Raw genomic sequence first — 25,551 nt, 5'->3', positions numbered from 1 at the left:
TCGAGTGAAACAGAAAACTCGAACGACACTGGTTTGCCCACGTTGTCGTCCGGGAACCCGCAGTCATGACCGAGTTGCCCGGCATACGTTCCCTGTGGCTCGACACCGCCCCCGCTTCCGATCGCACCGGCACGCCGCTACCGCGGGAGACCGACGTCGCCGTCCTGGGCGGCGGGATCGCGGGACTCACCACGGCCTACCGGCTGGCGAAGGCGGGGCGATCGGTACTGGTCCTGGAAGCAGGCCGCCTGGCGGCAGGGGTGTCCGGGCACACCACGGCGAAGATCAGCACGCAGCACGGGGTCAAGTACGCCTCGCTCGCCAAGACCAAAGGCGTCGAAGCCGCCGCGATGTACGCCTACACCCAAGCCGCGGCCCTGGAATGGATCGCGACAACCGCCACTGAACTCGGCATCGAGTGCGGTTTCACCCGCGCCGACAGCTTCGTGTACACGACCAAGCCTGAAACGTTGGAAAGCCTTGAACGAGAAGCGGAAGCAGCCGCCGAAGCCGGTCTTCCCGCCTCCTTCGTCGCCGACGTCGATCTCGCCGTGGCGGCGGTCGGAGCGGTCAAATTCGCCGCGCAGGCCCATTTCCACCCCCGTCGGTGGCTTCTCGGCCTGGCCGACGAGATCGAACGCGCGGGCGGCACGATCATGGAGGGCGTCCGCGCGGAGGGCGTCGACGAACTCGGCGGCACCAAGGTGCGCACCAGTTCCGGCGACGTGCGGGCGGCCGAGGTGGTGGTGGCGACCCATTACCCGATGCTGGACCGCGGCCTGTTCTTCGCCCGGCTCGAGCCGGTGCGGGACCTCGTGGTCGCCGGTCCCGTCGAGGGCGGCCGGTCGCCGGACGGGATGTTCCTCGACGCCGACACGCACCATTCGGTCCGCGGCTACCTCAACGACGGCGTCCCGTACGCGGTCGCGGGTGGCGAGCACTACCGCGTCGGTGACTCGGTCGACGTCGAGAGCCGCTACGAACGGCTGGCCGGCTGGGCGAGTGCGCACGCCGGGATGCCAAGGGCGACCCACCGCTGGTCCGCCCACGACCTGTCCACTTTGGACTCGGTGCCGTACGTCGGGCGGTATCACCCGGCGAGCCGCCATCTCTGGGTCGCCACCGGCTTCGGGCAGTGGGGTATGACGGGCGGCACCGCGGCCGGGTTCCTGCTGGCGGATCTGCTGACCGGCCGGGACAACCCCGCGGCGAGCCTGTACGACCCGAACCGCTTCGACCTCGGTTCCGCGATCAGCACCGTCGAGAACAGCGCGACGGTCGCGAAGTTCTTGGTGGGTGACCATCTCAGCGCGTTGCGCAAGCCCGCGTCCTTGGCGGAACTCGCGCTCGACGAGGCCAAGGTGACCCGTGACGGCGGCGAACTCGTCGCCGCTTACCGCGATCCGGACGGCGAACTGCACGCCGTCGGCGCCCATTGCACCCACCTCGGCTGCCTGGTCGCGTTCAACAACGCGGAGAAGACCTGGGACTGCCCTTGCCACGGTTCCCGGTTCGGCGTGGACGGATCGGTGCTTCAAGGACCGGCCGTGCGCCCGCTGCCGAAGAAGCGGGAGCGGCGATGACCGGAATCGGCGTCGAAGAGGAATTCCTGCTGGTCGACCCGAGAACCGGGGTGAGCTGTCCGCGCGCCGAAGTGGTGCTCGCGCGGCACGGTGTCTGCTGTCCGCTGCCTGAAGGCGCCGCCGTGCGCCGCGAACCGCGGCCGACGCAGATCCTGGCCACCACCGGCGTCTGCGACACAGCGGATGAGCTGTACCGGCAGCTGATCGCCGGGCGGCGCACCCTCGCCGAGGCGGCGGCCGGGGAGGATTGTGCCATCATCGCCTCCGGCACTCCCTTGCTCGGCGAAACGGACGAGGACTGCGGATGTCAGGTGCACGTCGGTGTGCCCGATCGCGAGGTCGCGGTCGCCGTCGTGAACCACCTGGTGCCCTGGCTGCCCACGCTGCTGGCCCTGTCCGGCAACTCTCCGTTCCACCGCGGTCACGACACCGGCTACGACAGCTGGCGGACGATGGAGCGGAGCCGATTCCCCGGTTCGGACCTCCCGCCCTACTTCACCGACGCCGCCGACTACGACCGGCAGGTCGGTCGTCTCGTGGACTGCGGGGTACTCGCGGACGAAAACCGGACGTTCTGGTTCGCGCGTCCCTCCTCGCGCCGGACGGCGGTCGAGGTACGCGTGGCCGATACCGCGTCCACTGTGGACGAAGCGGTGCTACAGGCCCTGCTGACCCGCGCGCTGGTGCGTACCGCGCTCGACGATCTGGACCGCGGTGTTCCGGCCGAACCGCTGGATCCGCAGATCGCCGCCGCGGCGGTGTGGTCGGCCGCGCGGTACGGCCTGTCGGGCCCGGCCGTCGACCCGGTGGCCGGCAAGCAGGTCCCGGTCGCCGACAGGAACGCTTCCCTGCTCGCGCGCACCGCCCCGGCACTGGAGGACACCGGCGACCTCGCGTTGGTGCGTACCCTGCTCGGACGGCTCGAGAACGAGGGCACCGGGGCGGCACGACAGCGCCGGGCCGCCGTCGACGGCGATATCGCGGTCCTGCGGATGCTCACCGGAGAAACGGTTCCGGTCGCCTAGATCGGGTACTCAGTTCGCATGACGACGATCGACCGTACGGTGGCCGCCGCACTACCTCGGACCCGTGGCTCGCTCTCCGCCCCGCAATCGACGCCCTAACAGGCGAACGCCGCAACGGCTTCGACCTCGAAGCGGCGGCACGCGCGGACCCCTTCGGCGAAGATCTGCAGCTCGCGCTGCACGTCTATTCGGAGGTGGCCGGGCCGAGCAGGCGCATTCCCGGCTGTTCGCGGAGCTGTTGACCGCGGCGGGCCTGTCCGACGGCTACCGCGCCTGCCTCGATCATGTCCCGGCCCGCAAACTCGCGACGGTGAACATGATGTCGCTGTTCGCCCTGCACCGGAGCCCGCGCGGCGCGCTCGTCGGGCATTTCGCCGTCGCCGAGATCACCACCGTGCCCGCCGCCCGTCGCATGGGCCAAGCTTGGGAACGGCTCGGCGGAGCGGCGGCATGCCGGTACTTCTACACCGAGCACATCGAGGCCGACGCGGTGCACGAACAGGCGCTCCGGCACGACGTCGGCGGCGACCTGCTGGAGGACCGGCTGTCCGGACACCTCATGCGGTCCTGGACGGCCGGGGAGTCCCTCACTCATCCGGCCGCTGCCGTGAGCGGCTCGACCAGCCCTCTACCAGCATCGGACCGCGGGGTTCGGTCCGCACCCGTGTCCTCTTGCTGTTCGCGGTCATGGGGTCTCCGATTCACCGTTGATCCTTCCGGCTGCCCCGGCCTCGTGGTGCCGGACGTCCACAATGACCCGCGCGTCAGGGGTTACTTCGCCGGGGAACGGGTAGTCGACCGGCAAAGGAGGCATCGATGACGAACCACCATGACGACCCGAAGCACAACAGCGACCAACAGGACGAAGAGGACCGGCAGGAGACCCGAGGCGAGCAAGGTACCTCTTCCGGCGATCCCCACGACGACACCGACCCTCAGTCCGGCTGATCCCGGCCCTGGGCCGGGCGGGTGTTTCGTGGTGTCACGGGATATCCGCCCGGCTGGGGTAATGCCGGTGAACGAACGTGCGGCCGCGTCGTTCTTGCGGCGGCGTACTCCTCATCGCCTCGGTGCACTTGGCGAAGCGATGAGCGTGCGGGCGAAGCCTCACCGGACGGGACCGGCCTCGAACACCTTCACCATGTCCCGCATCAAGCCGTTGTCCGACGGCAGCGCGCGCAGCGCCGCGACCGCCCGCCCCTGCACCGAAGAGCACCAGCGCCACCAGGAATCGAGGTTCTCCCCTCGTCCAGCCTCTTCGGCGGGGACGAGTGCCGGCCAGCCGAGCGCGTCGGCCTGCGCCGTCAGGGTGCCGCCGCCGACGACGGGGTCCACCGCCAAAACGGGAACACCCGCCCGCAACCCCAGCACCAGGCCGTCCAGCCGGGTCGTGACCACCACGTCCAGATGCGACAGGATCGACGTGAACTGGTCGGGCGTCGCACAACGCGCCCAGTCCGAAGACGTCAGGCTCGGGTCGAGGGGCACCCGCCCGCAGTCGATTCCGGTGAGCCACCTCGTCACGCTGGACCGGACGGCGGTAGGTTCCGGCTCGAGGATCAGGCCCGCCACCAGCACCTCGTCCGTCTTGGCGTCGATCGAGAGGTCCGGGGTGGCGATCCCCTGGTGGTCGCGGGCCAGCACCTGATCGAACCCGGTGACCGCGTCATCATCGGGATCGGTCACCGATACCCCGACGGCGATCCGATGACAGTGCGCGAAGCGCCGGTGCACCTCGCGTACCTGCCTGCCCCGCGCGGCACCGGAGACGAACACGACATGGCTGTACCTCGCCGGATCCACCTCCTCGTAGTTCAGGCCCTGCTGCCGATGAGACGGCCCCCACGCCAGCTCATGCGGCACCTCCGCCAGTGACAGCGCGGCATCGACCCTTCGCATCCCGAGCACGTCCACCGGAGTCGCCTTACCGTGACGGAAACTCGCCCATCCGATTACCAAAGCTCGCATATCTCACGCGTACCCGGCTTCGCCCGATTCACACGGGTTTCCTCGAATTGCCGTCCGGGTAGACCGTCGGTATGAAGGCTCTCGCTCTCGTTTGCTCGCTCAAACCTTCGCCATCGGCATCGAGCAGTGCTCTGATCGCCCAACAGGTGCTCGACAAAATGACGGAACGCGGTGTCACCGGTGAATTGGTGCGGGTCGTCGACCACGACGTCAAACCCGGGGTCGAAGCCGATATGGGCGACGGCGACGCCTGGCCGGAGATCCGCCGAAAGATCGTGGCCGCGGACATCCTGCTGCTCTCGACCCCGACTTGGGTCGGTCACATGTCCAGCGTGGCGCAACGGGTGCTGGAACGACTCGACGCGGAATTGTCCGAAACGGATGACGAGGGCAGGCCCGGCATGTTCGGCAAGGTCGGGATCACCGCCGTGGTCGGCAACGAGGACGGTGCGCACAAGGTCACCGCGGACCTGTTCCAGGCGCTCAGCGACACCGGTTTCACCGTGCCCGCCCAGGGCGGGACCTATTGGAACGGTGAGGCGATGAAGGGCGGCGACTACAACGACCTCGACGAAACGCCGGAAGCGGTCGAATCGACCAACTCGACGGTCGCCCGCAATGCCGTCCACCTCGCGAAGCTGCTGAAAGAGAAGCAATATCCCGCGTCGTGATCGGACACGACGCGTAATTCGGCGGGTAGGCCACATTTACGAATCGGCATCCAGCCGCTGGACAAGACGGCGGGCGGGCAACGCCATCGCCCCGAGTCCGATCGACGTGGTGACCTCGTTGGTGGGGGTGACGAGCAGGTGATCGATCTCTTCGACGAGTTTGCGGCATTGATCGAGCTTGTCCGGGTCGCCCGAACGGACCGTCTCGGCGAGCGCTTCGAGCAGGTCGCCGACCACCCCGCGCGCGTACATGCCAGGATGCCGGAACGGCTGCCCGCTCTGGGCGGTTTCGCTGACCGCGTCGATCAGCTGGGCGAGCGGCGGCCACAGCGAAATGAGGTTCGCCAGCGGCTCTTCCCGTGTCTCACGCCGGCGGCGAAGATTCAGGTAGCGGCCCTCCCTCGTCCAGCCGATCGCCTCCTCCGCCTCCGCGACCAGACTGCGGACGTCGCGCAGTCGCTCGTGCAGGGAGTCCGGCGCTTCGGGTGGCTCGCCGCCGCGGACCAGAGTGGCGGTCTCTTTGAGGACGTCCTCGATCGCCGACACGAGCCGGGATGTCGCCGTCCCCAGTCGTTCTCCGTGCAGTGGCGGCAAGATGACCGCGTTCAGCACCACGCCGATCGCCGCGCCCAGCGCGGTCTCCAGCAACCGGTCGGCGAGCAGGACGGGTTCGGTCGCGTTGCCGTAGGAGATCAGCAGCATGCCGGTGATCCCGACCCAGACGCCCGAATCACCGAACCCTCGCCACGTGCCGATCAGCAACCCGGCGAAGACGACCAGGCCGAGAGCCACCGTCACGGACGGGATCACCTGGCCGGCGCCCGCCGCCAGCAGCACTCCCGCGGTGACCGCGCCGACCTGCTGTGCCCAGCCGCGCACGGACCGGTAAACGGTGGCCTGCACCAGGAACACGGCCGCGTACGGCGCCAGAAAAGGTTGCGGCAGCTCAAGGACCGAGGTCGCGACGATCCAGGCGATCACTGCCGCCGCCGCGGCCTTCGCGGTCTGGATGAGATTTCGCCGTTCCTCCCCGTGGACCCGGACCACCCTGCCGAGCCAGGCGAACGGCGAAACCCACCGGCTTCGCGTGTTCATCATTCCCCGGTCGACGTCCCGGACACGACCACTCATCCGGGTGTCGTCTCCCCGCCGAGCGCCGCGATGACCTCGCCGCTGTAGTACGAAGAGAGCCTGTTGGACGCCAGGAAGACGTACGAAGGCGCGAGGTCGTCGGGGTGGGCCGCCCGCTCGAACGGGACCTGAAGGCCGAACTTCTCGACCTTCTCTGGCGGGAACGTCGACGGGATCAACGGTGTCCACACGGGGCCCGGCGCGACACAGTTGATCCGGACGCCCCGATCGGCCAGCGACAGCGCCATGGCGTAGGTCCAGGCATGCACGGCGCCCTTGGTCGCGGAGTAGTCGATGAGGGATTTGTTGCCCCGCAAGCCGTTCACCGAGCCGGTGTTGATGATCGCCGCGCCCCTCCCCAGATGCGGCAACGCGGCGTTGGTCACCCGGAAGAAGCTGTGGATGTTCACGTCGAAGGTATGAGTCCACTGCTCGTCGGTGAGTTCTTCCGGCGAGTCGACCGGCCACTGCGTGGCGATGTTGTTGACTAGGATGTCGAGCCCGCCGAGCGCACTCACGGTCCGGTCCACGATCTCGCGGCACTGTGCCGGCTCGGCCAGGTCGCCGGGCAGGAGGAGGCACTCGCGCCCCTCCGCCCGGACGCGCCCCTCGGTGTACTTCGCGTCCTCGTGCTCGTTGAGGTAAGCGATCGCGACGTCGGCGCCTTCCTTCGCGAAGGCGATGGCGACCGCGCGGCCGATGCCGGAGTCACCGCCGGTGATCAAGGCGCGTTTACCGCCCAGCAGGTCACGGCCTTCGTAGTCCTCCATGGAGTCACGGGGAGGCGGGTCCATTTTCGACGTCACGCCCGGCGGGTCCTGCTGCTGCGGCGGCCTCAACCTGTCTGCCATCGGTACTCCTCGGATCGGGTGCTTTCCGCGCCATGGGTACCCGGGTGAACGCGCCTCTGAACATGGGTACCGAAAGACCCCTTCCGGTACCCATGTCCGGCGGTCCGCGGCCACCCTCCGGTACCGGATCGTCCGCAGCGTCCGCCGGATGCATACCGGCCGCACGCGCAGTTCGCCGTCGTCGACTCATTCGAGCCGCGCGGTCCATTGACCGGAAGGACCGCGCGGCTCGAACGATCACCCTTCGGACGAGCTACCCGGCAGGGTGCGCACGGCCTTGTGGCGCAGCGACTCGAAGGCGTGCTTCCGCGCCCGGCGCCCCGCTATCGGGACCGCGGCGGCGAACGGGTTCGGCTCCCGCTGCCGTTCGGCGGCGAACGCGCTGACCAAACGAGAGACCGCGTAGCGTCCGGCGACGTTGGCACGCTGAAGAAGCCCGGCGTCCACGACGGATTCGAGAAGCTCGTCGGCGGTCTCGATCATGATGCCCATCGCGGCGGCGACACCGATCGATGTCGTCCAGCCCGCCCCGCTCTGTCCGAAGTGGTGGATGACTTCACGCCCGGCAGGCGAAAGATGTTCGTACGCCGAGGTGAACCGATCCCGGACGTTGACGTCACCCACACAGAGGCTGTCCATGAACCGTTCGCGGTCGGCGAGCTGACCCGCCGTGTACGCGACCGTCCATTCCGGACGCGCGGCGATCTTGCGGCCGACGATGTTGATCGCCAGCGGAAGGTCACCGCACAGATCGGCGATCGTGTCGGTGGCGCTGTGTTCCGCACGGACCCGGCTCGGACCGGCGATCCGGCCGATCAACGTTAGCGATTCCTTGCGGGTGAACGTATCCAGCTCGACACGGTTCGTGTCCTCCAGTCCGAGCAGCCGGGCGCGGCTGGTCACCACGACCTGACTGTGCGGCGCCTGGCCGAGCAACGGCCGCACCTGCCCCTCGTCGCTGACCCCCGCGAGGAGCACGAACAACCGGCGTTCCGCCAGGAGGGATCGGTACAGGCCGATGCGCTGCATCGGGTCGTCGGGCACGAGATGCGCCGGCACGCCGAGTGCGCGCAGGAAGCCGCGCACGATCCCGTTGGCCGAGCGGCCACCGGTTCCGTTGTTGCTCAGGTCGGCGTGAAGCTGCCCGTCCGGGAAGTCGGCGGCGACCCTTTCGGCGAGCCGCAACGCGAAGGCGGTTTTACCTACCCCGATCGGACCACTGATGAGCAGCGGCACTTTGACCGGGCCGGTCGCCCCGATCATCTCGGCGGCGTCGGCGAGGTCCCGCTCCCTGCCGACGAAAGTCCTCGACCCCATGGGCAGCTGGGCCGGACGGGCGAGATGGACGACCCCGGATGCCAGCACGTGCGCGCCGTCCATCGGCATCTCGGCAGGCGGTGGTGCGGGAGCACGTTCCTCGCGCCCCTCGACGCCACCGCCCGTTTGCCCGGCGAGACTCCGCCAACGCCGTTCCCACGCCGCGCGGTCGCCGCCGCACGCGGCAACGAACGCCAGTGTCACGGCGAGAGTGGGCAGCCGGTGGCCGCTGGCCGCGCTGGACAGCACGGACGGCGCGAACAGCGCCGTCCTGGCGAGTTCCCGGTAGCTCCGGTTCCCCGCCCGGTTCCGTAATACCCGCAGATCATGAGCGAATGCGGCGATCGGACCAGCGGAGCCGTCCAACGGTCTCTCGGGTCTGCCCATGCCTTCTCCTCCCCTGGATGAGGCAACGCGATCGCGCTGCGTGACCGACATCCTTTGCGGCCTTCGTAGTCACAACACTAAAGGACCAATGAGGCTTGCAGCAGATACAAATAGGTGACTCAATGTGCAAAGTCCAATAGAAGGACGCGGAAATTAACCCCCTTGGCGGCACCGGATAGGGTTCTCACATGTCTGACCGCTCCCCCTCTCTCCGCTCTGCGACTGCCGCCGCCGAAGTGTTCAACGGCTTCACGAATGCCGACACGTCATGGCCTCGACTCAACAAAACTGCGTCCGATCAAAGAGGGCTCTCCGCGATCGACCTGTCACAGGCCGCACAATTCTTCTTCGCTGATTGAACTCCTGGGGATGCCGTATCCGGTACCCGCGGGAAGGCGAGCCCGCCCCCTCCGACGACGGGGTCCGGACCTGGCGGAAGACCTGGGGCACCAGCCTGCCGTCCGTCGACCTCGTCCACCTGACGGACGCGGGCATCGACACGGCCGTGAAGGCGCACGCGGACCTCTCGGGTGTCGTCGTCTCAGTCGGCGTACGCTCGGCTCGACCGCGGCTGCCAAGGCACTGTATCCATTGCGGCCCAACATGATCGTGCCGCAAGACTCGGTCACGCCCAGGCCGCGGCGGTGATCGCGGAGGCGGGGACGAGATCCCCACCCCCGTGGGCAGGCCCGTGTCACTGGCCAAGATTTTCGACGAATACTTTCACGTCGCCTTCACTATGGGGCGCCACGGGTGACCGGGGAACGAACAGTGGAGAGTAGTGGAAAAATGGTAACCGGGATGACGTCAGACGGATTGCTTCGGAGCTGCCCCGCGCCTACGAGGCGACGGTACGGGACCCGGCGAAGCTCCGCGTAGGGCGAATCGTGTTCCTTTCACTCTCGCTGACGAAACCGTACTGGGATTCAGCTATCCCATATAGGAGCGGGAAGCACTCGCGGGAGGCTAGCCGGATAAGTTCAGGGTGCCGATTTTCTCCGATATGCGCTATCAGCGGGTTCGCGTCCGACTGTCCGCGCTTGATTACGAAGAGTTACGAGAGCTGATCGCTTGGGCGGAATACCTCGAAAAGGACCCGAGCTGACCCACGCCTTTCGCAGTGAGCCGTTCAGCCCTTTCGACTACCCTTTTCGGTCGCGTGAATTCTCCTTCGGGCGATCGGAAAGGCAGTTTCTGGACAAATCCGCACTCCCCGGGTTGCCGTGCAGTGAAGCTTGGGTCGTGAAGGCCTCTTTCCCTACCTTGAGAGCAGGTAAGGAGGCCTTCACGGCATTCGGGACGGGTCGCGCCGGATGCGAAGGTCAAGCTTCCTCGACTGAGCCGAGGACACCCAGGGCGCGAGGCCGTGGCACACCGCTCCCTACGCCGGGCCAGCGACGCAGTAAAGGCAGCTGCGGTCACACTGAGGCGACCGCAAGTAGCCGACTACTTGCGGGGGCTGCGATCAGAGGGTGGCTTCGTAGGCGGTGGCGAGTCGCTCCAGCACACCGGACCCGTCCCGGTCCGGCGCCCGCTCGCCGAGATGGACGGCCCGCAGTTCGGTCATGAACTCCGCCCACAGTTCCGGCCCGCCCGCGGCCAGCAGTTCGGCCCGCACCTTCAGACGCTTCGTGGTCGGGCGGTGGGTCAAACCCCACGAACCGAGCTGGGCGAACACGGGCACCAGCTGGATCGACGCCTCGGTCAGGCTGTACGCGGCCCGCTTCCCGGGACCGACGTCCTCACGGGTCAGCAGACCGGCCTTGACCAGCCGTTTCAGCCGGTCGGCCAGGATGTTGGACGCGATCCCTTCTTCGGATCCGGCGAGCAGTTCGCGGAAATAGCGCCGGGTGCCGAACATGATGTCCCGCAGCACGAGCAGGCTCCAGCTGTCGCCGAATGCCTCGATCGCGGCGTTGATCGGGCAGCCCGAGCGAGCGGGTTCCGCCATGCGCCTCACCTCCGGAAGAAGTGGTTGCAAACTACCATCGCCCACTCTACGGTGAGCAAACCGATTGCACAACGCAAGCAGCAGGAGGCGGGATGCTCGAACCACAGACCGCGAACGGAAAGGTGCTCTGGCACTTCACGATGTCCCTGGACGGCTTCGTCGCGGGCCCAGGTCACAGCATGGACTGGATGGCGGGCACCACGTCCCGGCCGGGCCTGGTCACCGAGTACGCGACGACCACTGGCGCGATCCTCGGCGGCCGCGACGGTTGGGACGCCTACCCCGATCCCAACGGTATCTACGGCGGCGACTGGCAAGGGCCGCTCTTCGTCCTTACCAGCCATCCCGAAGACGCGACACCCACCGAGGGAGTCACCTTCCTGAACTGCGGCCCGGCCGAAGCGGTGCGGATCGCACTGGAGGCGGCAGGCGGGAAGAACCTCGAAGTGTTCTCGCCGAACATCGGCCGCCAGCTGCTCCAACTCGGGTTGATCGACGAGATCGACCTGCACATCGCACCGGTCCTGCTCGGTGACGGCATCCGGCTGTACGACAACCCGGGCGGCACGCCGATCCGCCTCCACGGACTCGGCAAAGTGGACCCGTTCGCCGAAGTCGACGTCCGCTTCAAGCCCATCTAGAGAGTTCTACGTCACGCAGAATATTTTCGACATTGTGCAGATTTTTCTCTGCACTGTGTCATAGTGACCTTGTGACAGCGAAGCGTCGTGACGCACCGAGCAAAGGCGACCAACGAGAACAGGCGATCCTGGACGCCGCCGAGACCTTGCTCGAACGGGAGCGCACCGAGCCGATGACCGTCGAGTCGATCGCCAAGGGCGCCGGACTCTCCCGCGGCTCGCTGTACTTCTACTTCGGATCGAAACAAGAGGTCCTCGCCGCACTGGTCGCACGCACCGTCGCCCGGTTGCACATGGACGACCGGTCCATCGACGTCGGCCCGCCCGCGCGCGACATCGTGCGAAGGGCCGTGGAGCTCACGGCCGACGCATGGCGTGAGCACGGAACCGTGATGCGAGCGGCGGTCGAGTTCAGCGCCGAAGTGCCCGAGATCGCCCGGCTGTGGCACGCCACCATCATCAACAACACCGAGGCCATGGCCCGCGTCCTCGTCGCGGCCGGCCTGTCCGATGAGGACGGTCCGGCCGGTGCGGCGTCGCTCGCCGGCGCGCTCTGCTGGATGACCGAACGCAACTTCTACCACGCGTCAACACAACCCGGCGGCCTGGCTCGGATGACCGAGACGATGGTCGAGATCTGGTGCCGCGTCCTACCTGGAGAGTGACCATGCTATTCCTGATCACCGGTGTCAGCGGCGGCCTCGGCCGGGCTTTCGCCCAAGGAGCCCTCGACGCCGGGCACACGGTCGTCGGCACGGTCCGCCGCGACGACGACCTCGCGGCGTTCGAAGCGCTCGCGCCGGGGCGCTCGCACGCGCGACGGCTGGATGTTACCGACGACGACGCGGTGTACTCCGTCGTGGAGGAGATCGAGACGCGGGTCGGACCGATCGACGTGCTCATCGCGAACGCCGGCTACGGGCACGAGGGCGTGTTCGAGGAGTCACCGCTTTCGGAGCTGCGAGCACAGTTCGCCGTCAACGTGTTCGGTGTGGCCGCCACTGTCCACGCGGTACTGCCGCACATGCGGAACCGCCGCGCCGGGCACGTGTTCGCGGTCAGCTCCATGGGCGGACTGATGACCGTGCCGGGGTTGGCCTACTACTGCGGCAGCAAGTACGCCGTGGAGGGCATTCTGGAGACCGTCGCCAAGGAAGTCGCGGACTTCGGCGTGCACGTGACGATCATCGAACCCGGGTCGTTCCGCACGGACTGGGCGGGCCGATCGATGGTCCGCACCGAACGGTCCATCCAGGACTACGACAAGCTGTTCGAGCCGATCCGTGCGGCGCGACAGGCGGCGAGTGGCAACCAGCTGGGCGATCCGGCCATGGCCGCCGAGGCCGTCTTGCGAGTCTTGGAGGCGAAGAATCCTCCTGTGCACCTGGTATTGGGCTCGGACGCGCTGCGACTGGTCGCGGCCGGCCGCTCGGCGGTCGAACAGGACCTGCGTGCGTGGGAAGAGCTGTCACGCTCCACCGACTTCCCGGACGGCCACCAGATCGCGTCGAACTGACGTCCGGTTCAGTTCCGGTTCCCGTAAGACTGCTCGCACGGGTACCCGTCGCGATCGGCGTCCCAGCTCAACGGGCGTCCCGCGGTCACCCAGGCGTTGAACGCGTAGGTGAACGAGTACCCCTCGGCGAACAGACGCTGACACGAAGTAGGACTCGGCGCCACGGGTGCCCGAGTGACGGTCACCGGCGGCTCCACCACGACCACCGAAGTGGGTGGTGGTGCGACGACCGCGGTGGTCGTCGACGGCGGCACGATCTCCCGCACCACGGTGACCGGTGTCCCGGCGGTCCGCGTCCCGCAACCACCCAGTGCCGCAACGGAAACGACGGCACCCGCCGAAACCAGCAGTGCCGTGATCATCCTGTTCATATCTTGGCCTTCCGGTGGAACCGCCGAATCCTCACCAGAGGAGATCGGCGATTTCACCGGCGGCGTCTCGGATTTCCCGCGATCGGAGCCGCAAGTCCCCGGAAGTCGGGAGCTTCGGCACGGATCACGCCGGGCCGGAAGACTCTAGGCCTGGACGACATTCACCATCCACGAGATACCGAACCTGTCGGTGCAGGCACCGAATTCGTCACCCCACATCTGCTTTTCGAAAGGAACCGAGACGGTGCCGCCGTCGGAGAGTTTCTCCCAGTATCCGCGCAATTCCTCACCGTCGTCACCGCTGAGACTGACCGACAGGTTGGTGCCGGGATCGTGTTCCATTCCCGGTGGCGTGTCCGACGCCATGATCGTGTAGCCACTCGGCGAATCGAGCTGGCTGTGCATGATCTGGTTTTCCACCGGCGAACCCGCCATACCGGACTCGCCGAACGTGTTCAGCGTCAGTTCTCCGCCGAACACCGACTTGTAGAATTCCATGGCTTGCCGGGCGTCGCCGGCGAAGCTGATGTAGGGATTGAGACGGGAAGCCACTGGACACTCCTTCGAGTCGAGTCACGAGCATCCTGGCAGACGCCGCCGAACGCGACAACGACCGGACTACGGCCGGGTGAATTCCTTCGCGCAACGAAAATTCGACCCCGTTCACCGAATGCGGTGAGCGATTTCCCGAACGCGCTCCGATAGCCGACGTGGCGGTGCCATGAATGCCGCTTCGATGTCGACACATGCCCGCGCTTCGAATCCGTTCCGCGACAGCCGACCGGTTCGGCGAAACCCGCGGACTTCTGCCGGTTGCCCGGCGGACCCAGCGCCGCCCCGGTCAGCTGGTGCGGGCCGGTGTCACGGGCGAACCTGTACCGCATGACGCACTCCCGCACGATGCCGCCCATCGACGACGTTCCGGCACGGACGGTGATCTGCTTGGTCGTCCGGTCCGGCATCACCGGAAGGGCGTCGCACGCGCTACTGGACGGCGCGATCTCCTACGCCCGCTCACATCGGGACCATGACGGCCAGCCCGGCACAAGGGTCTCGTGAGCGGCAAGTCGCGTTAGAGCGACTCTTAGTGACCTACCCACGCCTGACCAGCAAGGCCATCCCACCCCAGCCCAGCCGAGTGGGGAAGATTGGGGACGTTCAACGTCCCCAATCTTCCCCACTCGACTCTTTCCCACCTCACCATCCCGGTACGCCCCTTAACGCCCACGAGGCCTCGCCTCGTCGCAGACCTGACGGGGGAGCCGATTCGCCACCACCTCGCCACGCGTAGGGCGCCTTCCCCGTATGGCATGCGGGGAAGGCGCCCTACACCCCGCGCCCAGAACGACGAAACTCAACGAAAGGGTCAATACTCGATAGCTACCGATTGACTTTCGATAGATTGCACGCGAAACTCGATGCATGATCACAGCGCAACGGGCGGTCGCGCCCCTCAGAGTGTTCCTCGTGTTGCTGTTCGGGGTCCTGGTCCTCTTCCAGACCATGTCCCTGCCCGGCCAGTTCGCGCATATGGCGCGGCAGGACCCCGACATGGCTTATCTGCGCTGGCCCGCGACAGCAGTGTCGATCTTCTGGGTGCTCTGCGTGCAGGTCGTGGTCGTCGCCACCTGGCAACTGCTCACCCTGGTCAAGAAGGACCGGATCTTCACCGAGGCGTCCCTGAGGTGGGTGGACGCCATCGTGTGGGCGATCCTCTCCGGCTGGGTCGTGCTCGCGGGTGTGTTCCTCTACGTCGGCTTCAACGCCGACGACCCGGGGCTCCCGCTCCTGTTGTTCCTCGCGGTGATCGGCGTCGCCGTGCTGTGCCTTCTGATCATCGTGCTGCGCACGCTGCTGCGGCAGGCCACCATTCTGCGATCCGACCTGGAACAGGTGATCTGATGCCGATCGTCGTCCGCATCGACGTCGAACTGGCCAAGCGCAAGATGAGTGTCGGCGAGTTCGCGGAACTCGTCGGGCTCACCCCGGCGAACGTGGCGGTGCTGAAGAACGGCCGCGCCAAGGCCGTCCGGTTCAGCACCCTGGAAGCCATGTGCCGGGTACTCCGGTGCCAGCCCGGCGACCTGCTCGAATGGATCGACGAAGAGTCCCCCGTCGTGTCGTGAAAGAGTCGCCTCACGGCCGCGGTTCGGTCATGAGACGAGCCGGGATCGTCACGTGCCGCCCATGACCGCGCGCCGAACCGGCGTCGGTCCGTCCGGACCTGCTGCACCACCCGCGGCCGCGCGGAGCGGATCGCACGACGCCCGCTGACTCAAGCCACTTCGGAGCTGCGGCCACCCGTCGTGCAGGCCGAGCATGTCCAGCAGTGTCGCGTAGTCTCCGGCGCTCGTCGCCCGCGAAGCCACGACGAGGGCGGCCTTACGACGGATCGTTTCCTGCTCCGGCGAGTCCTGGCCACCTGGCGGCAGGTCGGGGACCGGGTGGAGCCCGAGTTCGTTCCTCATCAGTTCCCCTTTCGGGAAGGCCCTCTAGTACCCACGTTCGCCAGCTTGCACACAGGTGTCCCCGTCCGTGTGAATCAGCCGCGCAACGCCGGGAGCAGCGTCTCCTCCGCGAAACGGAGGAAGCCCTCTTGCTGGTCGCCGCCGATCTGGATCAGGGCGAGGTCGGTGAAACCGGCCGCCTCGAACTCGCCGGCCTGCTTCACGATCTGATCGACGTCCGGCCCGCAGGGGATGGCCGCCGCGACGTCCGCGGGTTTGACGAACTGGGTGGCCCCGGCGAACCCCGCGGGCCCCGGCAGTTCGGCGTTGACCTTCCAGCCACCGGCGAACCAGCGGAACTGCTCGTGCGCCCGCCGGATCGCGGCGTCACGGTCCTCGCCCCAGGACACCGGCAGCTGGGCGATCTTCCTGGACGGCGGGCCGGGTTTGGTGGCGTCCCACTCCCTGCCCAGCGACTCGTTCGGTTCCACGGCGATCATCGCGTCGGCGATCGGCGCGAACCGGGTCACCGACTGCGACCCGGACACCGCGACGGCGATCGGGACACGCCGCTCCGGCAGATCCCACAGCTTCGCCGAGTCCACCCGGAAATGGTCACCGGCGTAGTTGAAGTATCCGCCGTCGAACAACCCGCCGATGATCTGGACTGCCTCGGCGAGCATCTCGTGCCGCACGTTCGCCGGTGGCCAGCCCCGGCCGATGACGTGCTCGTTGAGGTTCTCCCCCGCCCCGAGCCCGAGGGTGAACCTGCCGTCCGACAGTGCCTGGATCGTCGCCGCCTTCTGCGCCACGACCGCCGGGTGATAGCGCATGGTGGGGCAGGTCACGAACGTCATCAGCTCGACCCGTTCGGTGCTCTGGGTGACCGCTCCCAGCACACTCCACGCGTACGGCGAATGGCCCTGCTCGTCCAGCCAAGGGGAGTAATGGTCGCTCATCACCTCGAAGTCGAATCCGGCCTTCTCCGCCCCCGCGGCGTGTCCGACCAGGTCCTTCGGTGCGGCTTGTTCGGTCATCAGCGTGTAGCCGATCCGCATCGGCGCCTCCTTACGTCTGACCTCCGGATACCCGTCCGTTTCGGGTGTCAACCAGAGGTTTATCCGGCGAAACGATCGGGGTACCTGAGCTGAGGAGAAGGGAGCAGCCATGCCGCAGCAGAGTTGGAGCGACAAACGCGAACGACAGTACAAGCACATCAAGAGTTCGGCGAAGGACCGCGGAGCGAGCACGGACCGGGCGGAGGAGATCGCGGCGCGCACGGTGAACAAGAACCGCGCGCAGTCCGGCGAGTCGCGCGAGGCGAGCAGGACCTCCACTCAGGACATGTCCCCGCAGCGGCGAGGCGGCAAACGGTCCGGCAACCGGCAGGGCCCGAACGGACCCACCAAGGACCAGCTCTACAACGATGCGAAGAAGCGCAACATCGAGGGCAGGTCGAAGATGTCCAAAAAGGAGCTTCAGCGCGCCCTTGGCCGTTGATCGAGTGTCCCGCGGAGGGTCCCCACCGCGGTTGCCCCACGGCCATGGACGGATAGGTCTCGCAATGGATTCACACGCACGGGGCAGCCTCACCCCCGAAACCCCCCATGAACAGGACGGGTTTCTCGATCGAGTCGAACTCCGCCTGCCCGCCGAGGCGGAGCAGATCCCCCTCGTCCGCACGCTCACCCACGGTGTGGTGGCACGTGCGGACTTCGGCTTGGACGCCATTTCAGACGCGAAGATGGCCGTCGACGAAGCCTGTTCCCAACTGGTCCAGCCCGCAGAACTGGGAGCCACTCTGTGTTGCGTCTTTCACGAGATCCCGGAAGGGATAGCCGTTTCGATCTCCACTCGGACGGCCGAACCCCATCTCCCGAGCGAAACGACGTTCGGATGGCACGTTCTGACGACCCTGACGCGGTCGGTGACGGCTCGCTGCGAGCCGATCTCCGGCGAAACGGGGAGCATGACGACGATCGAGCTCGTCCTGACCCCGGGAACGAGCGACGGGTGAACGCCGAGCGCAGGTCGACCACCCGCCAGGCGGACGACTACGCCCATTGCCAGCCCCTGTTCGACGAGATGTTCTCCCTGCCGGAAGACTCCTCTCGCCGGCGGGTCCTGCGCGCCCGGTTGGTCACCGAACTGCTGCCGCTCGCCGAGCACATCGCCACCCGGTTCTCCGGGCGTGGCGAACCTCGCGAGGATCTGGTGCAGGTGGCGCGAATCGGGCTGATCAACGCGGTCGACCGCTTCGATCCCGGTCGCGGCCACGACTTCCTCTCCTTCGCCGTACCCACGATCATGGGAGAGGTCCGGCGGCACTTCCGGGACACCGGCTGGTCGGTCCGGGTACCGAGGCGGCTCAAGGAACTCCACGTTTCCCTCAGCCAGGGCACGGCCGCGTTGTCCCAGCGCCTCGGCCGCGCGCCGACGCCGACCGAACTCGCCGAGTACCTCGAACTCGAGGTGAACGAGGTGCGCGAAGGGCTGCTCGCCGGTCAGGCGTACCAGACGTTGTCGGTCGACAAACCGGTCCACGATGATGCCACCGAGGCCCTGTCTCTCGCCGACACGATCGGCGAGGAGGACCACGAGATGGCCTTGGTCGAGACCCACGAGGCGCTGCAACCACTCCTGCGGGAACTCCCGAAGCGAGAGCGCGCGATCCTCGTGATGCGGTTTTTCGGGGGCTACACCCAGACGCAGATCGCGGAGCGGGTCGGCATCTCGCAGATGCACGTTTCGCGGCTTCTTTCGCAGACGCTGGAGCAGTTGCGAGGGAAGCTTTCGGAGTAGGCCGGTCGTGAGGTTGGGACCGACCCGCATTTGGCTCACCTACCCAAACCTGCACAAGGGTTGACGATGTGGGAATGGGGACGTTCACTGTCCCGATTCCCACATCGTCACCAGGCCGCGCCCCATGCCTGACCGACCTGTACCGCCGCTCGCCCGCCTGACACACGTGAAGACCCCCTTCTCTCAGCTGAGAGAAGGGGGTCTTCACGCGCAAAGGGTTAAGGCGTCGTGTACGGCGCCTGCTGCTCGATCGACGGGCTCGCGGTGGGGTATCGGCCTTGCTGACCGGGCACCGGAGTGACCGTGGTGCCTTGCTGTTCAGGCTCGACACGCTGCCTCGGGCGGTTGATCACCGCTTCGGCCTCCTGCTCGCCACGGATCCGCGAAAGCACGCCGAGCGTGACCGCGTGGGCGATGGCCAGCACCAGCAACAGAACGCCCAGCCTGCCCACCACACCCGGCAGGTCACTGCCGCCCATGTCGATGGTCGACAGCAGTGCCAGCACGCCCAGTGTCGCGAGGTGGAACAGCACCGTGACGAGCGACGTCATGGACGCGCCGGCGGCCGGATCGCCGTATGAACCTCGCAGGTAGCGCTTGCCGCTCTGGTAGATGATCAGGCCGTCGAGCATGACCAGCGCCACCCCGATGACGAGGAAGGCGACGTATGCGTTGGTAGTCATGCCTGGACGCTCCCTTCGTTGTGGACCTCGCCCGTGAAGCACCCGTGATCTTCCCCTGGAAAACAGCGTTTTCCAGGGGAAGATCACGGGTGCTTCAGCTGCCGGGGCGATCCACGTCACCGCGCCACGCGCCGGTCTCCTGACCGTGGCTCTCGATGTACTCCTTGAACCGCTTCATGTCGCCCTTGATCCGGCGGTCGAGGATGCCGAGTTTGTCGGCAACGTTCTCGACGAAGCCTTCCGGGTCGATCTCCATCTGCGCTGTGACACGGGTCTTGTTGTCGTCCAGGCGATGGAAGGTGATCACGCCGGCGTGGTCGGGACCGGAGTCCGAGGTCCACGCGAGGCGCTCGTCAGGATGCTGTTCGGTGATGGTCGCGTCGAATTCCTGGCTCACCCCACCGAACTTCGGGAAGGACTCGAACCGGGTCCACTGGTTGTACGCGGTCTTGACCGGTACGTCGACGTCGACCATCTCGGTGATCGTGCTCATGCATCCTCCTGCTTGTCGGGTGCTTTCGAGCCGTTGATTCCTCGGCTACCCGGCACCCGGCTGGCCGAACCCGCCGTGATTGACCGCCTGTACTCCCGGGTACCCGGCGGTCAGAACGCTCCGAGGAGGTGCCCATGATCGAAAAGACCGAAGACCGGTCGGTCGGCGAACTGGTCTCCGACCTGAGTGACGAGGTCAAACGTCTCGTGCGCGACGAAATGCGTCTCGCCGTCGTCGAACTGCAGGGCAAAGGCAAACGGATGGGGGTCGGTGTCGGGCTGTTCGGCGCGGCCGGCCTCTTCGCCTTGTTCGGCCTGGCGACCCTCATCGCCGCGGTGGTGCTGGCACTCGCACTGGTCATGCCCGCCTGGCTGGCCGCCGTGGTGACCGGTGCGGCCCTGCTGCTGATCGGCGGGCTTTCGGCCGTCGTCGGCAAGAAGGAGGTCGCGAGCGCGTCACCGCCGGTACCGGAAGAAGCCATTGAAGGTGTCCGTGAGGATGTCGACACCATCAAGCAGGGAGTGCGCTCATGACCGATTTTCCCAAGAACGCCGAAGAGGCCCGCGCCGATCGCGATGTGACGCGCGAGGAACTCACCGAGACCCTCGACGCGCTGGGCCAGAAACTCGACGTCAAGGCCCGAGTCAACGACAACCTCGACGCGAAGGTCGACCAGGCCAGTGCCAAGATCTCCGATAAGGTTTCGGAGCCAGCGGCGGCGAAGTTCCGTCAGGGCACCGAAATCGTCCGCGCCAATCCCCTGCCGATCTTCGCCGGTGTTCTCGCACTGCTGGTGATGATCCGGCTGATCATGCGAAAGAGGTCGTCGTAGTGAACAAGGTTCTTTACAAACCGCTGAACATGGTCGTGAGCGCCGCGGGTGGCGTGCTCGCCGGAATCGCGTTCAAGCAGGTCTGGAAGCGCGTGAGCGGGAACGAAGACACCCCGAACGCGACGGATCGGGACTTCACCTGGACTCAGGTGATCCTCGCCGCGGCCGCGCAGGGCGCGATCTTCGGCGCGGTGAAGGCGGCCACCGAACGGGCGGGCGCGGTCGGCTACCGCAAGGCGACCGGCGACTGGCCCACCGAGGACTGACGATGCGCGTAGTGCTCATCGGAGGTGGGTTCGCCGGCTACAACGCCGCCAAAACCCTGCGTAAATCGGTCGGCGACGACACGGAGATCGTCGTGCTGAACCCGACCGACTACTTCCTCTACCTTCCGTTGCTGCCCGAAGTCGCCGCCGGGATCCTCGAACCGAGGCGGATCTCGGTGTCCATCCCCGGCACCCTGCGCGGCGTGCGCCTGGTGCTCGGGACCGCGACTTCGGTCGACTTCGACGGCCGCAGGGTGAGCTACACCGACCCCGAAGACCACGAACACGAAATGAGCTACGACCGTCTCGTGCTCGCCGCGGGCAGCGTCAACAAGCTGCTGCCGATCCCCGGCGTGCCCGAGTACGCTCACGGCTTCCGCGGTCTGCCCGAGGCCCTCTACCTGCGGGACCACATCACCCGGCAGGTGGAACTGGCCGCCTCCGCGAAGAATCCGGCCGAACGCGACGCGCGCTGCACGTTCGTCGTGGTCGGCGCGGGCTACACCGGGACCGAGGTCGCCGCGCAGGGTCCGGCGTTCACCGAGACGCTCGCGGCCCGGCATCCCGAACTGGACGGCCAGAAGATCCGCTGGCTGCTGCTGGACGTGGCCGAGCGTGTCCTGCCGGAACTCGACCGGCGGCTCGGCACCACCGCGGACAAGGTGTTGCGGGCACGCGGCGTCGAGGTGCTGATGAAGACGTCCATCGACAACGCCGACGAAAAGGGCGTGACGCTGACCTCGGGCGAAGCCGTGCCGACCCACACCCTCGTCTGGTGCGTCGGGGTCCGGCCGGATCCGCTGATCGAGGACCTGGGGTTGAAGACGGCCAAGGGCAGGCTCGTCGTCACCACGCAGCTGAACGTCCCCGGACGGCGTGATGTCTACGCGTGCGGCGACGCGGCCGCCGTCCCGGATCTGACCAGGCCGGGTGAGTACACCCCGATGACCGCCCAGCACGCCGAACGGCAGGGCAGACTCGCCGGACGGAATGTGGCCGCGTCGCTCGGGCACGGATCGCACGGCACTTACCGGCATCATGATCTCGGCTTCGTCGTGGACCTCGGCGGCCGCCAGGCCGCGGCGAATCCCCTGCACATCCCTCTTTCCGGGCTCGCCGCCAAGGCGGTCACGCGGGGGTACCACCTGCTGGCGATGCCGGGGAACCGGCTGCGCACCGCCACCGACTGGGTGCTGGAGGCGATGACGAAGCGACAGACTGTCCAATTAGGACTGGTGCGGGCTGCCGCCGTCCCGCTGGACACCGATTCCCCGGAACTGCCGCGTACGAAGCGTTGAACTCAGGCGCTCACGCCGCCATCGAGGACGATGTCGTGCCCTACGACGTACGCGGACTCGTCGGAAGCCAGCCAGAGAACCGCGGCGGCGATCTCCTCGACCGTCCCGATCCGGCCGAGCGGGATGACCGCGCCGAGTCGTTCGGCGCGGTCGGCCTCGGTTTCGCCGGGCCGGAACGACATACCGGTATCGGTGGCGCCGGGGCTGACCGCGTTGATCCGGATACCCTCCGCGATGTGGTCGCGGGCGGCCGTCCGGGTCAGCACGTCCACCGCGGCCTTCGAAGCGGCGTAGGCGGCCATCCCCGGGAGCCGGGTGTGCGAACCGATGTTGGACGCCATGTTGACGATGACTCCCCCACCGCCCGCCCGCATCTGCGCGATCTCGTGCTTCATGGACAGCCAAGTGCCGGTGAGATTGGTCCGCACGACGGCGGTGAAACCGTCTTCGTCGAGGTCCGCGGTCGGCGCGGGGCTGCCGAGAACGCCCGCGTTGTTGAACGCGATGTCGAGTTTGCCGTGCCGTCGCACGGTCTCGGTGACGAGATGCTCGACTTCGACGCCGACACCCACGTCGGCGGTCACCGCGTCGGCCACGCCGCCCTCGGCCTCGATCTCCTTCACCGTCTGACGAAGTTTCTCGCCATCCCGGCCGGAAACGACAACCTGAGCGCCTTCGCGCGCGAAGGCCGCCGCCGTGGCGCGGCCGATACCGGAACCTCCCCCGGTGACCAGGACGACTTTGCCGCTGAATCGCTTCCCCACAGTACCCAACTTTCTGGTCCGCTCGTTCTAGTATCTAGTGCTGACGAAATCAGTGCGGACGGGCGGCATCGAGGACCGCCATGGCCTGCTTCGCCGTCGCCCTGGTCCGCGCCTCGAAATCCGGCCCCTTGCCCAGCACCCGCATCCCTTGCAGGACCGCGAGCAGGAAGGCGGCGAGTGTTTCCGGGTCGGTGGCGGCGTCGAGTTCGCCTTGCGCCTTCGCCCGGCTCAAAGCCATCCGCAAGGCTAGCTCCAGCGCGTCCCAGCTGCGCTCGACCACTCGTGCGACCTGGGGATCCCTCGGCATCATCTCCATGGCGGCGTTGACCACGAAACAGCCTTTACGCCCCGATTCGCCGAGTATTTCGGCGAGATAGCGCTCGATGAGCCGCCGCACCCCCGCGAGCGCGGGCCCCGGTCCGGCGAAGTCCTCGACGAACCGCTCGTTGCCCCGGGCGATGTAGTGGTTCAAGGCAGTCAGGTACAGCTCGTGCTTGGTGCCGAACGTCGCGTAGAGACTGGCCTTGCCGATGCCGAGTTCGACGACGAGGTCGTTGACCGACGTGGCCTCGTACCCTTGCCGCCAGAACAGTTCCAGCGCGGCACCACAGGCCGCGTCGACGTCGAATTCCTTCACCCGGGACACCTGAGTAGCGTAACCTTATCTGGAACGATCAGTCAAGAAATCGATTCGCGGCGTCCAGCGGTCCTGACCGTAGGCACGTGCAAGTAGCCGACTACTTGCGGGAGGGCCGAACGCTCACGAGCGGGATTCGGAGGCCGCCCGGACCTTCGGCGCGATCGTGCCGATCGGCCGCTCGAGTTCGGCGAACCGCTGCGTGCCGACTTCGATGAGGCGCCCACAGGGTCGACGTCGTCATGATCCGAACACCCCATCACCCCATCTCTGCGCGTAACGTTCTGTCATGGACTTGACCACCGAAAGGCTCGTCGTCCGTGACTGGTCCGAGGACGACGCCGAAGCCGCGCTGGCGATCTACGGCACCACAGACGTGACCCGCTGGCTCACCCCGGCGATGGACCGGGTGACCGACGCCGCGGCGATGCGTTCCGTTCTGCAGGCCTGGCAACAGGCTCAGCCCAACCTCGTGCCGCCGCGCGGAAGATGGGCGGTGCAGCGCAAGGAGGACGGCGCGGTCGTCGGCGGACTGGGCATCCATCTGCTGCCACCGTACGAAGAGGACCTGGAGATCAGCTGGCAGCTGCATCCGGACGCCTGGGGAGAGGGGTACGCCTCCGAGGCCGCCCGCGCGCTGCTCGGCTGGGCGTTCACCCAGGACACGGACGAACTCTTCGCCGTCGCGCGCCCGAACAACATGCGTGCCATCGCGACCGCGAAACGGCTCGGGATGGTCTGGGTCGGCGAAACCGAGAAGTACTACGGGCTTCGCCTTCAGGTGTACCGGATCCGGCACACGGACGTCGTCTAGCGTCGTTGGTCCACACGGGACACATCGCCGGTCACCGAGACGGCGTGTCCCGCGCCGCGCCCGTCCGCCGTGGCGACGATCCGCCCCCGCTCCACCCGGACCGCGGCCTCGGTCTCGTCACTGACCGCGAGTACCCCCGCGGCGGCCGTCAGCGTCCCGGTCACGTCGCACACCACACGCACGCCCGGCCAGGCCCGCTCCGGGAAGGCCTGCCGCAGACCGCCGCACACTTCCGCGACGATCAGCCGGGTCAGCGGGACCAGTTCGGCGGGCTCGCTGGTCACCACGACCACGGTGACCTCGCGGCCATCGGCCCGCACGGCCTCTTCGGCGGCGGCCAGCCGATGGGTGCCCAGGACGACGACCACGCCGTCGGCGGGCACGAACGGTTCGGCCCGCACGAGGTCGACGGCCTCGGGCGGTGACCACGGCCGGTCGGCGGGCCGCGCGGCGGGGGCGATCACCGGCGGCGCCCACCAGTCGTTGAGCGCCAGCCCCGCCAGTCGCTCGCAGGCGCTCACGACGTCGAAGGGTTCGACGAGTCCCGGCGCGGCGGCCGCCAGCTGGCCGGCGCCGTGCAGCGCGGTCAGCACCGTCTCCGCGAGCCGGACACGACGCGGAATCGGCGCTCCCGCCGGGCGTTCGGGCGGGTAGAGCCGCTCCAGCGCGAGCCCGAGCAGCAGCCCGTTGAGCTTCACCAGCTGGGCGAACGGACGCCGGATCCGCTCGTCCGCCAGCACTTCCGGCATCAGATCGCGCGAGAGGCCCGCCTGGTCGTCGTCCAAGGGAAGCGCCGCCACCCTCGCCCTGGCCAAGGCGCCCAACGCGTCCTGGAGCGTCTTGCCCGGCACGGCGTGCGGCGCTCCGGCCGACCGTTCCGCCAGTTCGGCCAGAACGGCGAAGTACAGCGCGCGCTTACCGGGGAAGTTCGAGTAGACCGCGCCGCGGGTCAGCTCCGCCCGCTCGGCGATGACGTCGATCTTGGCGTCCCGGAAGCCCCGTTCAGCGAACTCGTCACGCGCGGCGGCCAGCACCTTCGTGCGATTGCGCTCCTGCGTCTCCGCCCTGCTCAGCCGGACCATCGGCCTCCTGTCGACCCGCGC

Annotated in this window: 33 protein-coding genes; 19 read left to right on the top strand and 14 right to left on the bottom strand. The window is 67.4% G+C overall.

Annotation, left to right across the window (positions count from 1 at the left end):
- Positions 1-65: 65 nt before the first annotated feature.
- The 4 genes from ACM6LU_RS13015 (at position 66) to ACM6LU_RS13000 (ending at position 3,556) form a co-directional block, all read left to right on the top strand.
- Positions 66-1,583 carry an FAD-dependent oxidoreductase gene (locus ACM6LU_RS13015; protein ID WP_414937874.1) on the top strand — a complete coding sequence of 506 codons (1,518 nt, stop codon included), beginning with the start codon at positions 66-68 and terminating at the stop codon, positions 1,581-1,583.
- Positions 1,580-2,608: a carboxylate-amine ligase gene (locus tag ACM6LU_RS13010; protein ID WP_414937873.1), complete on the top strand. Its 1,029-nt coding sequence runs from the start codon at positions 1,580-1,582 to the stop codon at positions 2,606-2,608. Before ACM6LU_RS13015 ends, ACM6LU_RS13010 begins: the two co-directional genes overlap by 4 nt.
- 238 nt (positions 2,609-2,846) lie before the next feature.
- The gene (locus ACM6LU_RS13005; protein WP_414937871.1) at positions 2,847-3,428 is read left to right on the top strand and encodes an iron-containing redox enzyme family protein; all 582 of its coding nucleotides are present in this window, start codon (positions 2,847-2,849) and stop codon (positions 3,426-3,428) included.
- A complete protein-coding gene (locus ACM6LU_RS13000) occupies positions 3,425-3,556 on the top strand; it encodes a hypothetical protein (RefSeq protein ID WP_414937870.1) in 132 nt (43 codons plus the stop codon). Before ACM6LU_RS13005 ends, ACM6LU_RS13000 begins: the two co-directional genes overlap by 4 nt.
- A gap of 159 nt (positions 3,557-3,715) precedes the next feature.
- Here the strand turns inward: ACM6LU_RS13000 and ACM6LU_RS12995 are convergent, their stop codons facing one another.
- Positions 3,716-4,507, bottom strand: coding sequence for a polysaccharide pyruvyl transferase family protein (locus ACM6LU_RS12995; RefSeq protein WP_414937869.1), 792 nt, complete (start codon positions 4,505-4,507; stop codon positions 3,716-3,718).
- 140 nt (positions 4,508-4,647) lie between these two features.
- Here ACM6LU_RS12995 and ACM6LU_RS12990 point away from each other — a divergent pair, with 140 nt between their 5' ends.
- Positions 4,648-5,247, top strand: coding sequence for a flavodoxin family protein (locus ACM6LU_RS12990; RefSeq protein WP_414937868.1), 600 nt, complete (start codon positions 4,648-4,650; stop codon positions 5,245-5,247).
- Between the two features lie 36 nt (positions 5,248-5,283).
- On the opposite strand, the gene ACM6LU_RS12985 is transcribed toward ACM6LU_RS12990, so the two are convergent.
- From ACM6LU_RS12985 to ACM6LU_RS12970, 4 genes are all read right to left on the bottom strand, one after another.
- Positions 5,284-6,345 (bottom strand): FUSC family protein, encoded by a 1,062-nt coding sequence (locus tag ACM6LU_RS12985; RefSeq protein WP_414937974.1) that lies wholly within the window; start codon positions 6,343-6,345, stop codon positions 5,284-5,286.
- Between the two features lie 29 nt (positions 6,346-6,374).
- The gene (locus ACM6LU_RS12980; RefSeq protein ID WP_414937867.1) at positions 6,375-7,229 is read right to left on the bottom strand and encodes an SDR family oxidoreductase; all 855 of its coding nucleotides are present in this window, start codon (positions 7,227-7,229) and stop codon (positions 6,375-6,377) included.
- Between the two features lie 237 nt (positions 7,230-7,466).
- Positions 7,467-8,933, bottom strand: a complete 1,467-nt coding sequence (locus ACM6LU_RS12975) for an NB-ARC domain-containing protein (protein WP_414937866.1) — start codon at positions 8,931-8,933, stop codon at positions 7,467-7,469.
- Positions 8,934-10,398: 1,465 nt separating this feature from the next.
- Positions 10,399-10,884, bottom strand: a complete 486-nt coding sequence (locus ACM6LU_RS12970) for a winged helix-turn-helix transcriptional regulator (protein WP_414937865.1) — start codon at positions 10,882-10,884, stop codon at positions 10,399-10,401.
- 92 nt (positions 10,885-10,976) lie between these two features.
- Here ACM6LU_RS12970 and ACM6LU_RS12965 point away from each other — a divergent pair, with 92 nt between their 5' ends.
- From ACM6LU_RS12965 to ACM6LU_RS12955, 3 genes are all read left to right on the top strand, one after another.
- Entirely contained in the window at positions 10,977-11,525 is a 549-nt protein-coding gene (locus ACM6LU_RS12965; protein ID WP_414937864.1) for a dihydrofolate reductase family protein, read from the top strand.
- A 71-nt stretch (positions 11,526-11,596) separates the two neighbouring features.
- Complete coding sequence (locus tag ACM6LU_RS12960; protein WP_414937863.1) at positions 11,597-12,190, top strand: TetR/AcrR family transcriptional regulator; 594 nt, start codon at positions 11,597-11,599, stop codon at positions 12,188-12,190.
- A gap of 2 nt (positions 12,191-12,192) precedes the next feature.
- On the top strand, positions 12,193-13,041 hold the full coding sequence (locus ACM6LU_RS12955) for an oxidoreductase (RefSeq protein ID WP_414937973.1): 849 nt from the start codon (positions 12,193-12,195) through the stop codon (positions 13,039-13,041).
- Positions 13,042-13,049: 8 nt separating this feature from the next.
- Here the strand turns inward: ACM6LU_RS12955 and ACM6LU_RS12950 are convergent, their stop codons facing one another.
- Together ACM6LU_RS12950 and ACM6LU_RS12945 are read right to left on the bottom strand one after the other, a co-directional pair.
- A complete protein-coding gene (locus tag ACM6LU_RS12950) occupies positions 13,050-13,412 on the bottom strand; it encodes a hypothetical protein (protein WP_414937862.1) in 363 nt (120 codons plus the stop codon).
- Positions 13,413-13,556: 144 nt separating this feature from the next.
- Positions 13,557-13,964: a VOC family protein gene (locus ACM6LU_RS12945; protein ID WP_414937861.1), complete on the bottom strand. Its 408-nt coding sequence runs from the start codon at positions 13,962-13,964 to the stop codon at positions 13,557-13,559.
- 330 nt (positions 13,965-14,294) lie between these two features.
- On the opposite strand from ACM6LU_RS12945, the gene ACM6LU_RS12940 reads away from it, so the two are divergent.
- From ACM6LU_RS12940 to ACM6LU_RS12930, 3 genes are all read left to right on the top strand, one after another.
- The gene (locus tag ACM6LU_RS12940; RefSeq protein ID WP_414937860.1) at positions 14,295-14,471 is read left to right on the top strand and encodes a hypothetical protein; all 177 of its coding nucleotides are present in this window, start codon (positions 14,295-14,297) and stop codon (positions 14,469-14,471) included.
- A 363-nt stretch (positions 14,472-14,834) separates the two neighbouring features.
- The gene (locus ACM6LU_RS12935) at positions 14,835-15,314 is read left to right on the top strand and encodes a DUF2975 domain-containing protein (RefSeq protein WP_414937859.1); all 480 of its coding nucleotides are present in this window, start codon (positions 14,835-14,837) and stop codon (positions 15,312-15,314) included.
- Positions 15,314-15,538: a helix-turn-helix domain-containing protein gene (locus tag ACM6LU_RS12930; protein WP_414937858.1), complete on the top strand. Its 225-nt coding sequence runs from the start codon at positions 15,314-15,316 to the stop codon at positions 15,536-15,538. Before ACM6LU_RS12935 ends, ACM6LU_RS12930 begins: the two co-directional genes overlap by 1 nt.
- Positions 15,539-15,586: 48 nt before the next feature.
- Here ACM6LU_RS12930 and ACM6LU_RS12925 read toward each other — a convergent pair whose 3' ends face one another.
- Positions 15,587-15,880 carry a hypothetical protein gene (locus ACM6LU_RS12925; protein ID WP_414937857.1) on the bottom strand — a complete coding sequence of 98 codons (294 nt, stop codon included), beginning with the start codon at positions 15,878-15,880 and terminating at the stop codon, positions 15,587-15,589.
- Between the two features lie 74 nt (positions 15,881-15,954).
- Entirely contained in the window at positions 15,955-16,917 is a 963-nt protein-coding gene (locus ACM6LU_RS12920; protein ID WP_414937856.1) for a TIGR03557 family F420-dependent LLM class oxidoreductase, read from the bottom strand.
- A 109-nt stretch (positions 16,918-17,026) separates the two neighbouring features.
- Between ACM6LU_RS12920 and ACM6LU_RS12915 the strand changes: the two genes are divergently transcribed.
- The 3 genes from ACM6LU_RS12915 (at position 17,027) to ACM6LU_RS12905 (ending at position 18,661) form a co-directional block, all read left to right on the top strand.
- Entirely contained in the window at positions 17,027-17,359 is a 333-nt protein-coding gene (locus tag ACM6LU_RS12915) for a plasmid stabilization protein (RefSeq protein WP_414937855.1), read from the top strand.
- 64 nt (positions 17,360-17,423) lie between these two features.
- Entirely contained in the window at positions 17,424-17,876 is a 453-nt protein-coding gene (locus ACM6LU_RS12910) for an anti-sigma factor (protein WP_414937854.1), read from the top strand.
- Positions 17,873-18,661, top strand: a complete 789-nt coding sequence (locus tag ACM6LU_RS12905) for a SigB/SigF/SigG family RNA polymerase sigma factor (protein ID WP_414937853.1) — start codon at positions 17,873-17,875, stop codon at positions 18,659-18,661. Before ACM6LU_RS12910 ends, ACM6LU_RS12905 begins: the two co-directional genes overlap by 4 nt.
- Before the next feature lie 218 nt (positions 18,662-18,879).
- Here the strand turns inward: ACM6LU_RS12905 and ACM6LU_RS12900 are convergent, their stop codons facing one another.
- Together ACM6LU_RS12900 and ACM6LU_RS12895 are read right to left on the bottom strand one after the other, a co-directional pair.
- Positions 18,880-19,344: a hypothetical protein gene (locus ACM6LU_RS12900; protein ID WP_414937852.1), complete on the bottom strand. Its 465-nt coding sequence runs from the start codon at positions 19,342-19,344 to the stop codon at positions 18,880-18,882.
- Positions 19,345-19,438: 94 nt separating this feature from the next.
- Positions 19,439-19,837 carry an SRPBCC family protein gene (locus tag ACM6LU_RS12895; RefSeq protein WP_414937851.1) on the bottom strand — a complete coding sequence of 133 codons (399 nt, stop codon included), beginning with the start codon at positions 19,835-19,837 and terminating at the stop codon, positions 19,439-19,441.
- 134 nt (positions 19,838-19,971) lie between these two features.
- Here ACM6LU_RS12895 and ACM6LU_RS12890 point away from each other — a divergent pair, with 134 nt between their 5' ends.
- The 4 genes from ACM6LU_RS12890 to ACM6LU_RS12875 are packed head-to-tail and all read left to right on the top strand — an operon-like array spanning position 19,972 to position 22,233.
- Positions 19,972-20,370 carry a phage holin family protein gene (locus tag ACM6LU_RS12890; protein ID WP_414937850.1) on the top strand — a complete coding sequence of 133 codons (399 nt, stop codon included), beginning with the start codon at positions 19,972-19,974 and terminating at the stop codon, positions 20,368-20,370.
- The gene (locus ACM6LU_RS12885) at positions 20,367-20,669 is read left to right on the top strand and encodes a DUF3618 domain-containing protein (protein ID WP_414937849.1); all 303 of its coding nucleotides are present in this window, start codon (positions 20,367-20,369) and stop codon (positions 20,667-20,669) included. Before ACM6LU_RS12890 ends, ACM6LU_RS12885 begins: the two co-directional genes overlap by 4 nt.
- The gene (locus ACM6LU_RS12880) at positions 20,669-20,935 is read left to right on the top strand and encodes a DUF4235 domain-containing protein (RefSeq protein ID WP_414937848.1); all 267 of its coding nucleotides are present in this window, start codon (positions 20,669-20,671) and stop codon (positions 20,933-20,935) included. The genes ACM6LU_RS12885 and ACM6LU_RS12880 overlap by 1 nt, the downstream gene beginning before the upstream one ends.
- A 2-nt stretch (positions 20,936-20,937) precedes the next feature.
- Entirely contained in the window at positions 20,938-22,233 is a 1,296-nt protein-coding gene (locus ACM6LU_RS12875) for an NAD(P)/FAD-dependent oxidoreductase (RefSeq protein WP_414937847.1), read from the top strand.
- 2 nt (positions 22,234-22,235) lie between these two features.
- On the opposite strand, the gene ACM6LU_RS12870 is transcribed toward ACM6LU_RS12875, so the two are convergent.
- Positions 22,236-22,997, bottom strand: coding sequence for an SDR family NAD(P)-dependent oxidoreductase (locus ACM6LU_RS12870; protein ID WP_414937846.1), 762 nt, complete (start codon positions 22,995-22,997; stop codon positions 22,236-22,238).
- A 49-nt stretch (positions 22,998-23,046) separates the two neighbouring features.
- Positions 23,047-23,643 (bottom strand): TetR/AcrR family transcriptional regulator, encoded by a 597-nt coding sequence (locus tag ACM6LU_RS12865; protein ID WP_414937845.1) that lies wholly within the window; start codon positions 23,641-23,643, stop codon positions 23,047-23,049.
- Positions 23,644-23,923: 280 nt separating this feature from the next.
- Between ACM6LU_RS12865 and ACM6LU_RS12860 the strand changes: the two genes are divergently transcribed.
- Positions 23,924-24,448 (top strand): GNAT family N-acetyltransferase, encoded by a 525-nt coding sequence (locus ACM6LU_RS12860; RefSeq protein ID WP_414937844.1) that lies wholly within the window; start codon positions 23,924-23,926, stop codon positions 24,446-24,448.
- Here the strand turns inward: ACM6LU_RS12860 and ACM6LU_RS12855 are convergent.
- A complete protein-coding gene (locus ACM6LU_RS12855) occupies positions 24,445-25,530 on the bottom strand; it encodes a TetR/AcrR family transcriptional regulator (RefSeq protein WP_414937843.1) in 1,086 nt (361 codons plus the stop codon). The genes ACM6LU_RS12860 and ACM6LU_RS12855 overlap by 4 nt on opposite strands.
- Between the last annotated feature and the right edge of the window lie 21 nt (positions 25,531-25,551).

It is taken from the genome of Amycolatopsis sp. cmx-11-51 (assembly GCF_047608665.1).
Classification (GTDB): domain Bacteria; phylum Actinomycetota; class Actinomycetes; order Mycobacteriales; family Pseudonocardiaceae; genus Amycolatopsis.
This window is presented reverse-complemented; position numbering and strand designations above follow the sequence as displayed.